This is a genomic window from Nocardioides sp. zg-1230, assembly GCF_013155335.1.
In the GTDB taxonomy this organism is placed as follows: Bacteria; Actinomycetota; Actinomycetes; order Propionibacteriales; family Nocardioidaceae; genus Nocardioides.
In genome coordinates this window covers 524,523-537,914 of sequence record NZ_JABJQZ010000004.1, presented here as the reverse complement: position 1 = coordinate 537,914, position 13,392 = coordinate 524,523, and the positions used below count along the sequence as shown (strand labels likewise).

Genomic DNA, 13,392 nt, shown 5'->3' with positions numbered 1-13,392 from the left:
GTGACACCCTGTGCGGGTGCCTCGAGGATCGCGGGCCACCGACCTGGCATGAGCTGGCATGAGAAGGACCTGTGACCGACGACGACTCCATGGCGCCGCGCTCCCGGTCCTCCCTCGACGCCGAGAGCGACCGTCTCGCGTGGCAGCTCGCCGTCGACGCCGCCGGTGTCGGTGCCTTCGTCTGGGACCTGGTGACCGGCGACCTCCGGTTCGACGGCCGGCTCCTCGAGCTGTTCGGCCTCGACGAGGACAGCTTCGGCGGCACCATCGAGGCCTTCAACCAGTGCGTGCACCCCGACGACATCGGGCGCGTCTCGGACGCGCTCCAGCGCGCCATCGCGACGTGCGGTGACTACGACGCGGAGTACCGCGTGGTCAGGCCCGACGGGACCGTGCGGTGGATCGAGGCCCGGGGGCACGCCTTCGCCGACCGACCCGACGGCCCGCCGGTCCGCCTCGTCGGGGCGGCGTACGACACCACCGAGGTGCGCGAGGGCGAGGCCCGTGTGGGTCGCGTCCTGGAGTCGATGTCGTCCGCGTTCTTCCAGCTCGACCGCGAGTGGCGCTTCACCTACGTCAACTCCGAGGCCGAGCGGCTGCTGGGCTCGAGCCGGGTGCGGCTGGTCGGCGCCAGCATCTGGGAGGCGTTCCCCGCTGCCGCGGGAAGCACGTTCGAGGAGCACTACCGGGGTGCGGTCGCGTCGGGGGAGCCGGTGACCTTCGAGGCCCACTACCCGCCACCGCTCGACGCCTGGTACGAGGTGCGCGCCTGGCCTTCCCCCGAGGGCCTGGCGGTCTACTTCGTCGACATCACCGCACGCCGTGACGCCCAAGAGGCGTTGGACCGATCGGCCCACCGCCTGGCGCTGCTGGCGTCGGTCTCGGAGGCGCTCACCGCGACGCTCGACCCGACCGAGGGCGTCAGCCGCCTCGCCACGCAGCTGGTGCCCGAGCTCGCGGACTGGTGCCTGGTGACGCTGGTTGAGGACCCGCACGCGACCGACTGGCGACGCGGTCTGCGTGACGTCGGGTGGTCGCACCGCGACCCCGCCATGGAGAAGGCCCTGCACGACTACGCGACCAAGCGACTCCGGGCGATGACCGACTCCTCCTACCTGGCCCGGGCGATCCGGGAGACGACGTCGGTGCTGATGTCTTCGTCGGCGACGGAGGCGGTCGCAGCGGTGCTGGAGCCGGGCTCCGCCCGCGACCTGCTGCGCCAGCTGGCCCCCTTCTCGGCCGCCGCCGTCCCGCTGCGCGCCCGCGGCCGCACCGTCGGGATCGTGAGCGCCTTCCGCGACATCCATCGCACGCCCTTCACCGAGGAGGACGTCGCCCTGCTCGAGGACATCGGCGCCCGCGCGGCGCTGGCGCTGGACAACGCCCGTCTCTACGAGTCGCAGCGCGACGTCTCCGAGGCCTTGCAGCGCAGCATGCTCACCCCGCCGCCGCACCGCGAAGGCCTGCAGGTCGTCACCCGCTACACGCCCGCCGGCGAGGCGGCGCGTATCGGGGGCGACTGGTACGACGCCTTCCTGCAGGGCGACGGTGCGTCCACGACACCCGACATCGTGGTCGTCGTCGGCGACGTGGTCGGGCACGACGTCGAGGCGGCCGCCGCCATGGGTCAGGTCCGCGGACTGCTGCGCGGCATCGCCGTCCACAGCGGTGACGCGCCGGCCGCGATCCTGTCCGGGCTCGACACGGTCATGCAGTCCCTGCAGCTCGAGACCACCGCCACCGCGGTGGTGGCGCGGATCGAGCAGGTGCGCTCCCCCGGTGACGGCTCCGCGGAGGTCCTGCTGCGCTGGTCCCACGCAGGACACCCGCCGGCGCTGCTGGTCGACCCGCGCGGCACCGTGACCAGGCTGGCCGACGCGAACGCCAACGACCTGCTCCTCGGCTTCGACCCCGCCGCCGACCGCCATGAGGGCGCCGTCACGCTGGAGGCCGGCGCGACCCTCGTGCTCTACACCGACGGGCTCGTCGAGCGTCGCGACCGCGACATCGACGACGGCATCGAGGCACTCGAGCACCTGCTCGCCGAGGTGGCTCCCTCGACGTCCGACCTCGACCAGCTGTGTGACCGGCTGCTGGGTGCGATGGCGAGCGAGGAGCAGGAGGACGACGTCGCGCTGCTCGTCGTCCGGTGGGCTCCCGACGCCGCCTGAAGGACCACGCTCACCCACGTCGGGGGAGGTGGCTCCACCGCGGGTGCCCGATCCTCGACGGTGCGGCGTGACCCGGACGAGGAGGTGCGCCATGTCCCCGCTCGGAAGGTGCGCGGCATGACCCCGGCGTTGCCCCCGGACGCGCGGCGTGCCGCGCGGACGCAAGGCCTCCTCGTCATGTGCCGAGTGGTGCTGGGGGTGTCGGTGTTGAGCGGGGCGTACTTCCTGCTGCCGGCGAGGCGCCCGGACGACGGCACCGGGGTGCTGTGGCTGGTGCTGATGCTGGGCGTGTTCGCCGCGGTCGTCGGTGCCCAGGTGCCGGCCATCGTCCGGTCGCGGTACCCGATCCTGCGGGCGGTGGAGTCCCTCGCGGTGCTGGTCCCCCTCTACCTCCTGATCTTCGCCCGGCTCTACCTGGCGAACTCGATCCACGATCCAGCTGGTTTCTCGCAACCGCTCGACCACGTCACGGCCCTGTACTTCACGGTCACCGTCTTCGCCACCGTGGGTTTCGGGGACATCGTCGCCTCGAGCCCGAGCATGATGCTGCTGGTGACGACGCAGATGATCCTCAACCTGGCGGTGCTCGGGCTCGGCATCAGGCTGCTCACCTCAGCAGCGCGACGCGGGATCGCCCGCCGTGGGGGCCATCCCGACGTCGGGGACCGGGACCAGCCCGTGATCTGACCAGGAGGATCAGCATGAGTGAGGCAGCCACAGTCAGGACCACCGCGGGCGGGGTCCTCGCCGCCACCTGCATCTCCACCCTGGTGGTCAACGCGAACACCTCGGCCGTGAGCATCCTGCTGCCCGCGATCAGCGAGGACACCGGCATGGGCGTCGACACGCTCCAGTGGGCGGTGACCGGCTACTCGCTCGTGGGCGCCGCAGTGATCATCACGTCCGGCTCGCTCGGTGACGTGTTCGGCCGGAAGCGGGTCTTCCAGCTCGGCCTGGCGCTCTTCGTGGTCTCGTGCGTGATGATCGCGCTCGCCGAGTCGGGCGGCATGGTGATCGCCGGACGGGTGGTCCAGGGTGCGGCCGGCTCCACGATCCTGGCCTGCGGCTTGAGCCTCCTGACGGTTGCGACGTCGGGCGACCAACGGCTGAAGTTCGTGTCGCTGTGGGGAGCGGCCGCCGCGGTCGGGGCGGCTGCCGGCCCCCTCCTCGGAGGCGTCCTCGTGGACGTCACCGGCTGGCAGGGGCTGTTCTGGATCGACGCCGGGGTCGGCGCCCTCTGCATGGTGCTGACCTTCGCGACCGTCCAGGAGTCGCGGGACGAGGCACGGCCACGCTCGATCGACTACCTGGGCACGGTGCTGATCGCCCTCACGCTCGCGCCGCTGATCTACGGCTTCACCAAGAGCGGCGACTGGGGCTGGTTCTCCGCGGCGACGCTGGGCTGCTTCGCCGCCTCGGCCGTGGCCGGCTTCCTCTTCATCGTGACCGAGAAGCGGGTCGCGGTGCCGCTGCTCGACCTCGCTCTGTTGCGCAACCGCATCCTGGTCGGCTCGACGCTCGCCATCCTCATCGGCGCCGGCACGATCAACGGGCTGATGTACCTGCTCAGCCTCTACTTCCAGAACCCCGCCGCGCTCGGCTTCACGCCGCTCGAGGCAGGCATCGCCACCCTGCCGGCCACCGTCGGGCTCGTGGTCGTCGCGCCGCTGGTTCCCGGGCTGGCCAAGAAGCTCGGCGGCCGCCAGGTCATCGGCGTCGGGTTCATCCTGATGGCGGGCGGCTTCGCATGGATCGGGTTCACCGACTCGTCGTGGGCGTACGTCAGCTTCCTGCTGCCGATCCTCGCGATCGCCGTCGGCATGGGCCTCTCCAACGGGCCGGCGTCGTCCGCGGCGACCGCGTCGGTGCCGCAGGAGCAGGTCGGCGGGGCGTCCGGCGTGTCGAACATGGCTCGCTACGTCGGCGCAGCCGTTGCGACCGCTCTGTGCGCCACGATCTATGCCAGCGTCGAGAGCAACCAGCTCGACGACGGCGCCAGCCCGGGCGACGCCCTCGCATCCGGCCTGGCTGCAGCGTCCTGGCTGATGGCGGTGATCAGTGCGCTCGGCATCCTGCTCGCCGTCGTCGCGATCCGCCGGCACAAGGCGGCCGAGGGCACCGCTCGGGACGCCGCCGCCGCGGCCGCAGCGCACCTCCACACGATCCCGACGACCGCTTCAGGGAGTGCGTCATGAGTCCGGTGCCCTTCACACGAGACGACTACGCCGAGCGAATGGCCCGGGTCGTGGCCGCCAGCGGGGACGCCGGCGTCGACGGCGTCCTGGTGGCCCCTGGCCCGGACCTGGTGTGGCTGACCGGCTACCAGCCGACCGCCATCACCGAGCGACTGACGTTGCTCGTCCTGACCGCCGACCGCGAGCCGACGATGCTGGTGCCCACGCTGGAGCGCCCGGACGCCGAGCGGGCCGGCGGCACCGCCGCGACGACCGTCGTCGACTGGCTCGACGGGGCCGACCCGTACGCCGCGGCGAGCGCGCTGCTGCGTCCGGACGGACGCTACGCGATCTCCGACAGCACGTGGGCGATGCACCTGCTGGGCCTGCAGGCGGCGCTTCCGCGCACGACGTACGACGCGATGACGACGCGGCTGCCGATGCTTCGCGCCGTGAAGGACGTCAACGAGCTCGCCCGTCTCGAGGCGGCGGGCGCCGCGGCCGACGCGACGTACGAGCAGATCCTGCACGTGCGGTTCTCCGGGCGGAAGGAGACCGACGTGGCCGCCGACCTGGCGCGCCTGCTCCGCGAGCACGGCCACGAGCAGGTCGACTTCACCGTGGTCGGCTCCGGACCGAACGGCGCCAACCCCCACCACGAGGCAGGCGACCGCACCATCGAGGTCGGCGACGCGATCGTCCTGGACTTCGGTGGGCTCATGCACGGCTACGGCTCGGACACGAGCCGCACCGTCTGCGTCGGCGAGCCGTCCGAGGTGATCCGCGAGGTGCACGAGATCGTGCGGCTCGCCCAGCAAGCAGGCGTCGACGCGGTGCGGCCCGGCGTGGCCTGCCAGGAGGTCGACCGGGCTGCTCGCGCCGTGATCACGGACGCCGGCTACGGCGAGCAGTTCATCCACCGCACCGGGCACGGGATCGGCACCACGACGCACGAGCCGCCCTACATGATCGAGGGCGAGGAGCAACCCCTCGTCCCCGGCATGTGCTTCTCCGTGGAGCCCGGGGTATACCTCGCCGGCCGGTTCGGGGTCCGCATCGAGGACATCGTCACGGTCACCGACACCGCCGGACGGCGGCTCAACAACACCGACCGCGGGCTGCAGGTGGTCGAGTAGCGCGCGCGGGCCCCCGTCGGAACGGGGTCAGTGGATGAACAGCTTGCCCAGCACCGCGAGGACGCCAAGAGAGGCTGCCCCGGCGGACTCGAGGACGAGTCGCCAGCCCCCGATGCCTGCCCGGTGGGCTCCGAGGTAGCCGATCACCGAGAGGAACGCCACCGAGAACCACAGCGCCCAGAGTGCCGCGACACTCGAGGACAGCCCTGTCAGGTAGAGCACGAGGTAGACGGCGATGGCGGGCGCGGCACCGACGAGGATGGAGACCTCCTTGGCCGCGGCGTGGGGGGTGCGGCGGTACAACGGGCGGTGGTCACCCTCGAAGAGCATCTCCTGGCTCTCCGTGTAGACGTGGGCAAGCCAGTAGACGATGACGACGGCGGCGACGCTGAGCGCGACGCGGTGGGCATGCGAGAGGTTCGCGCTCACCGCGGCCAGCGAACCGGCCGTGATCACCGCGCCGTAGAGCAGTCCGCCGGGATCGCGGCGAGCCAGGGTGTCCGCGGCCCTGCGGCGGTGACCGCGACCGACGCCGTCGCCGGAGAGCTCGGCGCGCGTGCTCCGGTCCATGCTTCGTCCCTCCCGCTGCTCATGCTGCCAGACAACCTGCGTCCGTGTGCCTCACCCGGATCCGGTGGTCCTCGACCCGCCACCGCGGCCACGGCGGCGTCGTAGAGCCGCTGGGCGTCCCCGGGTGAGCGGCCGATCGTCGTCAGTCCCACGAGCCCGCCGGCCTTCAGGCCGTTCAGCATGTGGAGGACCGCACCGACCGCGTACCCTCGGTCGAACGTCAGCCCGGCGCGGTCGACGGCGTCGATGACGTCGCCGTCCGAGCGCCCGGCCCAGGCCGAATCGACGAGGTGGTCGGTCGAGCGGTAGCAGCGTCGCGACCCGTCCGGGAGCGACCAGGTGCCGGCGAGGTCGTCGTAGTAGCCGGGTGTCAGGTCGTGCAGCAGGGTCAGCGGGTGGGAGGTGCCGCTCTTGCGCAGGTTGATCTCGAGGCCCTGGAGGCGCCACCGTGACGACGACGTGCGGGTCGCCGCGAAGTCGACGGCGAACCGGCCCAGGGCACCCCGGTCAGCCAGCAGCCGGCCGACGGACGCGCCGTACGCCGCGAGCTCGCTGCGGTAGTCCCCCCTCGCGGGGAACCGGCACCCCGCGTAGACCTGTCGGTGGGTGCCGGAGTGGAGCTGCTCGTGCGTAGAGACGACCTGCACGCGACGCCCCGGCGTGATCTCGCCCTGCACGCTCGGGCTGGTGAGCTCCTCGCCCGTCAGGAGCTCCTCGACCACGCCGCCCGAGGCGAGCTCGGACAGGTACTCGGGCCCCAGGAGCTCGACCGTGGTGCGCAGCATCGTCGGGGTCGGGACGTCCGTGAACCTGATCACGCGGTTGCCCAGGCCCGTCGCACTGTTGTCCAGCTTCACCACCACACCCTCGGCGCCGGGATGCTCCAGCCGGACGTGCTCGACGGCCGCGAGGACGTCGTCGACGCTGCGGACGTCCTCCCGCCCCGGAGGCAGCGGCACGCCCGAGTCCCGCATGATCCGGCGTCCGCTGCTCTTGAAACCCATCGGCCACAGGCTCGCGGGGGTGCCGTTGAGCGGCAGGCCGAGCCGCTGCGCGACCTGCATCTCCAGGTGGGTCACGTTCCACGGCTCGATGTAGGCCAACCGGCCCCTGGTCATCGACCGGATCCGTGCGAGGAGGTCCAGCCTGTCGAGGAGCTTGGCGGTGATCGAGCGCGGGGTGCTGTCAGGGACCTCCACGACGTGGAACCGGGCGCGTACGCCCTCGCGGAGCGCATCCTCGACGAACGAGAGGTAGTACGCCATGACCCGCTCGGTGGGTCGATCGGCCGTCACGAAGATCATCTCGGCTCCCGGGATCCGCGCGAGCGACAGCATCGTCAGCAGCTGTCGGTGCTCCAGGGCGGGGATGCGGGGCCCGAAGTGCGCGAGCAGGGCGGGCTCGACGCTGTAGGACGGGAGGACCACCACGGTGTGGGGCACCGTCGAGCCGGGACGGTTCGCGGCCAGGCCCCTGGCCAGTGCGGGCGAAGCCGGCGGTTCGGGGGCTGCCACCGGCCAGACGCTACGACCCTTCCCCGGGCCCGACCTCACCTGACGCGGGTGAGCCGTCGACCCCGCGGCGCGCGTGGAATGGAGCGGCCGACCCATGATCGAAAGGACGACCGCCATGTGCCGATGGCTCGCCTACTCCGGCTCGCCGGTGCTCCTCTCGGACCTGCTGTTCGCGCCGGAGAACTCGCTCGTGGTGCAGAGCATGCACTCGCGGCTCGGGGTCGAGGCCGTCAACGGCGACGGCTTCGGGGTGGGCTGGTACGGCGCCCAGGAGGAGCCGGGGATCTACCACAGCACCGAGCCTGCGTGGAGCGACCGCAACCTGCGCGAGCTCTCGAGCCACGCCTCGGCGGGCCGGGTGTTCGCCCACATCAGGGCGACGACGGGCACGCCCGTGCAGCAGAGCAACTGTCACCCCTTCCGGCACGGGCGCTGGCTCTGGATGCACAACGGCGCGATCGCGGACTTCGCGTCGGTGAAGCGCGACCTGACGCTGGAGGTCGAGCCCGCGCTGTTCCCGCTCATCGAGGGGTCGACGGACTCGGAGCTCTTCTTCTTCCTCGCCCTCACCTACGGGCTCGAGCAGGACCCGCCGGCCGCGGTGGCACGGGCCGTCGGCTTCATCGAGGAGACGGGGCGGCGCCACGGCGTCCCGTTCCCGATCCAGATGACCGTCGCCACCACCGATGGTGAGGTCACGTGGGCGTTCCGCTACTCCAGCGAGGGCAGGTCCCGGTCGTTGTTCCACAACGTCGACGTCAGCGCCCTCCGGCTGCAGCACCCCGACAACCCGACCCTCCAGCAGCTGTCCGACGACGCACGCCTCGTGGTGTCCGAACCGTTGGGGTCACTGCAGGGCGCCTGGCGGGAGGTGCCGGAGTCGACGTGTCTCGTCATCGCGGGCGGCCGGGAGCAGCTGCACCCCTTCTCCCCGTCGACCACGCCGTCGTCCGCGGCCTCCGCCGCACCGGCCCAGTGAGGCGACCGCGATGACGGCCCTGACGGTCTGGCGCTACGACACCCCCTTCGGGGCAGAGGCAGCAGCCGTGCGGCTCAAGAGCCTCGCGGAACGCAAGATCCTCACCGTCCACGACGCCATCACGATCGCATGGATGCCGCAGGCGAAGGAGCCGGTGATCGGGCACGTCATGCACCCGACAGCCTCGAGCGCCGGCAAGGGGTCGGTCCTGGGCGGCCTGGTCGGCATGGTCGTGCTGGCGCCGGTTGCGGGGGCCGTGGTCGGGGCCGGGGTCGCCTCGGTGGCAGCGCGCCTGCGCCGGTCCGGCATCGACCAGCAGTTCGTCGACGAGCTCCGCTCGCAGCTGACCCCCGGCTCGTCCGCGCTCCTGGTGCTCTCCAGCGACGGGAAGCTCGACGAGGTGCGCCCCGCCATGGAGCGCGAGCTCCAGCGGGGCGACGTGGTCCTCCTGCACGCCGAGCTGTCCGAGGACGCTCCGGTCGCCATGGTCGAGGCGCTGGAGGAGATCCGCCGCGACGCCACTCCCCCGCAGCCCTGACGGGACCGCCGTACGTCACCCGCGTCGGGTGAACCCCGCGCCCCGGTGCGGTGCGAGCCTGAGGCGGAAGAGAGACGGCACGAGGAGGAGCACCATGACGAGCAACACCACCCGGTCGGACCCCGAGGAGGCGTACGACGCGCCGGCCTCACGCCTGTGGACCGGGATGATGGGCTTCGCCTCGATCATGCTGGTGCTGATCGGCGGCTTCCACGTCCTCGGCGGGTTCATCGCCCTCCTGGAGAACCGGGTGTACGACCCCGACGCGTCGGAGCTGCTCCTGTTCCAGAGCTACGCCGGGTGGGGCATCGCCCACATGGCGCTCGGCACCCTCGCGTTCCTCACCGGCATCGCCCTGTTCTACCGCAAGCCCTGGAGCCGGGTGACGACCATCGTGATCGCGTCCCTCAGCGCCGTGACCAACCTGGCGTTCCTCTCGGCGTCACCCGGGTGGTACGGGATGCTGATCCTCCTGGACGTCCTCGTCATCTACGCCGTCACCGTCCACTTCGAGGACGAGCGCGAGTAGCAGCGGCGCGGCCTGTCATCCGTTGAGGATGCGTTGCTTCTGCTGCTCGAACTCGAGCTCGCTCAGCACTCCGGCCGCCTTCAGCTCGCCGAGCTCCTTCAGCTGCGCCAGCTTGTCGTCCATGCCGGCCTGCGGGGCGGGCGGCGGCGCGGCGTACTGCTGGGGCGGCGGCTCGGCGTACTGCTGCTGCTCCTGGGCGGCCCACCTGCCCGCCTGGCGCCGGGAGACGCGGTTGGACACGGCCGTGGCGGTACCGGCGACGACAGCGGTGCGTGCGACACCGCGGAGAAGACCTGGCATGACGTGGTTCCTGTTCTTCCGTGGATCTCAGGCCGATGCGCCGGTGTCGGCGGCGTCGGCGTCGGCGGCGGCCAACAGGGCCTGGACGGGGATGCGACCGCTGGCGACCAGCTGGCCGCCGCCCTTGCGGACGGCGCGGGCGAAGGGCGCGGCCCAGACGTTCTCGTAGACGAGGATCCCCGCAGAGCTACCCGCTTCGAGCACGGTGCCCGCCTCGTCGAGGTCCTCCTCGCCCAGCAGTCCCGACGACGCGCCCTCGAAGACGGTCAGGTCGAGCTCGCCGTCGCCGTCGATGTCGCGGATGTCGATCGCGTGGATGGACCCGTCCGGGTCCTTGGTGACGAAGGCGAGGTCCAGGATGCGGATGAGCCCCCGGTCGACGAGGTCGACCAGGATCGGGAATCCCTCTCCCGTCATCCTGCTTCCCGGGAACTCCACCACGATGTAGTCGATCGGACCCATGAGATCGAGGTCGTCACCCGTCTCCTGGTCGAGGTCGTTGGGCATGCTCTCCTCCTGCAGCTCGGGGGACGCGACCCGGTGGTCTCACCCGGCCTGTCGTCCTCTCGGAGCCTAGGAAGCACGCACACCGCCCCGCCTCACCCGCAGCGGATGAGCCCGGGCCGGCCCTACCCGCCGCGCGCGCGAGCCCAGGTCGCGGGCACGTCGGCGCCGCCCTCCTCGGCCACCCGCGCACCCATCTGGACGTAGCAGGCGCCCGGCGGGAAGATGCGTCCGCTGACGAGGGCCTGGCCCATGGCGAAGCCCGACGCCCCGGCGACGAGCCCCGGCGGCACGAAGGAGAAGAGCCTCTCGATCTCGTGCAGGTCCGACGCGGCATTCATCCGCATCAGGACCAGGTTGTCGCACTGGGAGACGATCTCCTCGTGCACCTTTCCCGGCCGTTGGGTGGACACCAGCAGGTAGAGCCCGTACTTCCGTCCCTCCGCCGCCACCTGGACGGTGCGCTCGGTGGACAGGCGCGCGAGCGGCTCGATCGGCGTGGACGAGCAGATGTTGTGGGCCTCGTCGATGACGACGACCACGGGCCTGCGCTCGGGACGTCGGGCCCAGAGGGCGGCCAGCACCGCGTCCGACACGAGCCGCTGCTCGCCCATGGTGGGGAGCGAACCGAGGTCGACCACGACGCAGCGGGCGGACGGCGCGGCGATCTCGGCGAGGATCGACGGCTCGTCGGGGCTCCAGACCGACCAGTCGAGGACGCCGAGGTTGCGGGCCCTCCTGCCGAGCCTGCGCGTCCCCTCGGACTCGGCGTCGAGCAGCTGTGAGAGTCCGGTGATGAGCGGCCGCCCACTCTGGCGCGCGGCGAGGAGGTCCACGAGCGCGGCGTACTCCTCGGCGTCGCGCAGGGGGTCGAGACCGAGCACGGCTGCCTGGGTGCGGGCGTCCAGCTCGTCGAAGCGCAGGCGCAGCGGGCGCTGGCCCTGCTGGTTCCCCCACACGTCCACGCCGCCGGCCACCTCGCGGTAGCGGGCGGCGAGCTCCGGGTCGGCGTCGGCGCGCAGCCGACCGAGGTTGACGTGGTCGGAGTTCGGGTCCAGGACGACGACGGGGAGTGTCGTCTCGGCGAGCACGCGTTCCAGCAGCAACCCGAGGGCGTACGTCTTCCCCGACCCGGACTGGCCGCAGAGGAACGTGTGCCGGCCCAGGCCGCCGCTGTCGAGCTCGGCCGGGACGCCGGGTGCCAGCAGCAGCTGGCCGACGGTGAGGACGGCGCGGGCGGACCTGGTCCGGTCCAGCCAGGCCGCCACCTCGTCCGGTGCGGCCGGCCTCACGTGGGCGTCGTGGAACGGCTCGCCGCGGTCGAGGAGCAACCCGCTGCCGACCGCCAGCCGGACGACGACGCCGGCACGGGCCCCGCCCGGTCCGCCGACGTCGGCGGTGACCCGGTGCGAGGCCAGCTCGGTGATCTGCCCGAGCCTGGTGACCTCACCCGACTCGAGTGCCACGTAGCCACCGCGACGCAGCTCCAGGTGGTGCAGCGAGGCCTGCACCTCGAACGTCCGGCCGTCGACCGACGTGGCGCGCGGGAGCGCGCTGCGCTCGAGCGTCTCGCGGACCTCCCGGTAGCGATGGATCTGGGCGACGAGGTCGGCGTCCGCGCGGTCGGGGTCCACGGAGGGGTCGTCCGCGAGCGGCATGGCTGTCTCCTGCTGTCGACGGTGGGCACGGACGAGTCTGGTGCGCAGGTCCGGCCCGCGTATCCCCCGCCGCGAGTGAGCGGCACTCCCCCGCTCGGTCAGAGGACGGTCGTCGACGACCCGATCTCCAGCACCCGCGCCTCGCAGGTCGGCGCCTCGTGGGCCAGCGCCTCCGCGAACCGTGGGCCGGCGAGGTCCATCCAGCCCCGCGGGAACCTCCCGGCGACCGGGACGTGCAGCGTCTGCCAGTGCACCGGGACCGCACAGCGGGCAGCCACCATCCGGCACGCCTCCGCGGCCTGCTTCGGTCCCATGTGCCCGGGCGAGAGGCGCGGACCCCACCCACCGATGGGCACGACAGCCACGTCGACCGCTGAGCCCGCCAGCTCCGGGTGGCCGGCCATCCCCGGGTACAGGTCGGTGTCACCCGCGACCCAGACGACTCCCGACGGGCCTCGCACGAGATGCCCGTTCGCCGCGTTGGGTCGGTGCGGCATCGGCCGCGACCGGTGCACCGCCGGGACCAGCCGGACCGCCACGTCGCCGGCGTCGCCGACCGGCACCCATTCCCCCTCAGCGACCCCCCGCCCGACCAGGCCCTTCTTCGACACCCACGCGGCGTTGTCCGGTGCCGTGAGGACCGGCACCTCCCCGAGCTTCCGCAACGAGGAGACCTCCGCGTGGTCGTGGTGCAGGTGGGAGAGCAGCACGGCGTCCGCGCCGGACCAGGCCTCGTCCTGTGGGGCGGTCGTGGCGCCGCCGCGGCGCCGCAGGACTCCGTTGTGCCGCCGTAGCAGCGGGTCCGCCACGAGGCGGACGCCGTCGATGTCGACCACCACGGTGGCGTGCCCGAGCCAGGTGACCCTGATGGTCACGGCAAGGACCTGGGCCGCCTGCGTGCCTCGCGCGTCAGGACGAGGGAGAGCCGGAACGCCGTGCGGGCGTCACGCAGCGACCGGCGCACGGCGGGCGAGGTGAGGGTCAGCACGAGCACGACGAGCATCCCCACCGTCGCCGAGACCGCGACCAGGCCGGCCGCGCCCACGGCCGCGAGGGCGGCCAGGGCGGTCAGGTCCACGACGAGCCGCACCTGCGGGACCTCCACCTTCCCCACGCACGCGATGAAGAGCAGTACGGACACAGCCACGCCCGCGAGGACCACCGCGCTCGGGCCGACCCATCCCCACTGCACGACCGCGAGCAGCAGGCCGATGGAGGTGCACCAGTGCATCCACCGCCACCAGGTCCTGTCGCGGCACCGGTCGAGCACTCCCTGTCGGTCCTCGAGCCACAGCTCGTGAGTCGTTCGCGCCATGTCG

At 72.2% G+C, this 13,392-nt stretch carries 14 protein-coding genes; 7 read left to right on the top strand and 7 right to left on the bottom strand.

The annotated features are described in order from the left end of the window. Window positions 1-71: 71 nt before the first annotated feature. From HOO61_RS14470 to HOO61_RS14455, 4 genes are all read left to right on the top strand, one after another. Window positions 72-2,171, top strand: a complete 2,100-nt coding sequence (locus HOO61_RS14470; protein ID WP_216658908.1) for a SpoIIE family protein phosphatase — start codon at window positions 72-74, stop codon at window positions 2,169-2,171. Between the two features lie 117 nt (window positions 2,172-2,288). Further along, the gene (locus HOO61_RS14465; protein WP_216658907.1) at window positions 2,289-2,858 is read left to right on the top strand and encodes a potassium channel family protein; all 570 of its coding nucleotides are present in this window, start codon (window positions 2,289-2,291) and stop codon (window positions 2,856-2,858) included. A gap of 14 nt (window positions 2,859-2,872) precedes the next feature. Next, window positions 2,873-4,366 (top strand): MFS transporter, encoded by a 1,494-nt coding sequence (locus HOO61_RS14460; protein ID WP_172259541.1) that lies wholly within the window; start codon window positions 2,873-2,875, stop codon window positions 4,364-4,366. Next, window positions 4,363-5,481, top strand: a complete 1,119-nt coding sequence (locus tag HOO61_RS14455; protein WP_172259539.1) for an aminopeptidase P family protein — start codon at window positions 4,363-4,365, stop codon at window positions 5,479-5,481. The genes HOO61_RS14460 and HOO61_RS14455 overlap by 4 nt, the downstream gene beginning before the upstream one ends. A 27-nt stretch (window positions 5,482-5,508) precedes the next feature. Here the strand turns inward: HOO61_RS14455 and HOO61_RS14450 are convergent, their stop codons facing one another. Together HOO61_RS14450 and HOO61_RS14445 are read right to left on the bottom strand one after the other, a co-directional pair. After that, on the bottom strand, window positions 5,509-5,910 hold the full coding sequence (locus tag HOO61_RS14450) for a hypothetical protein (protein WP_172259537.1): 402 nt from the start codon (window positions 5,908-5,910) through the stop codon (window positions 5,509-5,511). Window positions 5,911-5,933: 23 nt separating this feature from the next. Then, complete coding sequence (locus HOO61_RS14445) at window positions 5,934-7,565, bottom strand: peptide ligase PGM1-related protein (protein ID WP_172259535.1); 1,632 nt, start codon at window positions 7,563-7,565, stop codon at window positions 5,934-5,936. A gap of 115 nt (window positions 7,566-7,680) precedes the next feature. Here HOO61_RS14445 and HOO61_RS14440 point away from each other — a divergent pair, with 115 nt between their 5' ends. The 3 genes from HOO61_RS14440 to HOO61_RS14430 all read left to right on the top strand — a co-directional run bounded on the left by HOO61_RS14440 (window position 7,681) and on the right by HOO61_RS14430 (window position 9,611). Continuing rightward, window positions 7,681-8,544, top strand: coding sequence for a class II glutamine amidotransferase (locus HOO61_RS14440; protein ID WP_172259533.1), 864 nt, complete (start codon window positions 7,681-7,683; stop codon window positions 8,542-8,544). Window positions 8,545-8,554: 10 nt separating this feature from the next. Then, window positions 8,555-9,082 carry a DUF1269 domain-containing protein gene (locus HOO61_RS14435; protein WP_172259531.1) on the top strand — a complete coding sequence of 176 codons (528 nt, stop codon included), beginning with the start codon at window positions 8,555-8,557 and terminating at the stop codon, window positions 9,080-9,082. A 94-nt stretch (window positions 9,083-9,176) separates the two neighbouring features. Next, window positions 9,177-9,611 (top strand): hypothetical protein, encoded by a 435-nt coding sequence (locus HOO61_RS14430; protein WP_172259529.1) that lies wholly within the window; start codon window positions 9,177-9,179, stop codon window positions 9,609-9,611. A 15-nt stretch (window positions 9,612-9,626) separates the two neighbouring features. On the opposite strand, the gene HOO61_RS14425 is transcribed toward HOO61_RS14430, so the two are convergent. The 5 genes from HOO61_RS14425 to HOO61_RS14405 form a co-directional block, all read right to left on the bottom strand. Then, window positions 9,627-9,911, bottom strand: a complete 285-nt coding sequence (locus HOO61_RS14425; RefSeq protein WP_172259527.1) for an SHOCT domain-containing protein — start codon at window positions 9,909-9,911, stop codon at window positions 9,627-9,629. Between the two features lie 27 nt (window positions 9,912-9,938). Further along, window positions 9,939-10,418 carry a DUF6325 family protein gene (locus HOO61_RS14420; protein WP_216658906.1) on the bottom strand — a complete coding sequence of 160 codons (480 nt, stop codon included), beginning with the start codon at window positions 10,416-10,418 and terminating at the stop codon, window positions 9,939-9,941. Between the two features lie 122 nt (window positions 10,419-10,540). Then, on the bottom strand, window positions 10,541-12,073 hold the full coding sequence (locus HOO61_RS14415) for an ATP-binding protein (protein WP_216658905.1): 1,533 nt from the start codon (window positions 12,071-12,073) through the stop codon (window positions 10,541-10,543). A gap of 98 nt (window positions 12,074-12,171) precedes the next feature. Continuing rightward, window positions 12,172-12,948 (bottom strand): MBL fold metallo-hydrolase, encoded by a 777-nt coding sequence (locus HOO61_RS14410; RefSeq protein WP_172259525.1) that lies wholly within the window; start codon window positions 12,946-12,948, stop codon window positions 12,172-12,174. Then, entirely contained in the window at window positions 12,945-13,388 is a 444-nt protein-coding gene (locus HOO61_RS14405; RefSeq protein WP_172259523.1) for a hypothetical protein, read from the bottom strand. The genes HOO61_RS14410 and HOO61_RS14405 overlap by 4 nt, the downstream gene beginning before the upstream one ends. Window positions 13,389-13,392: the final 4 nt, after the last annotated feature.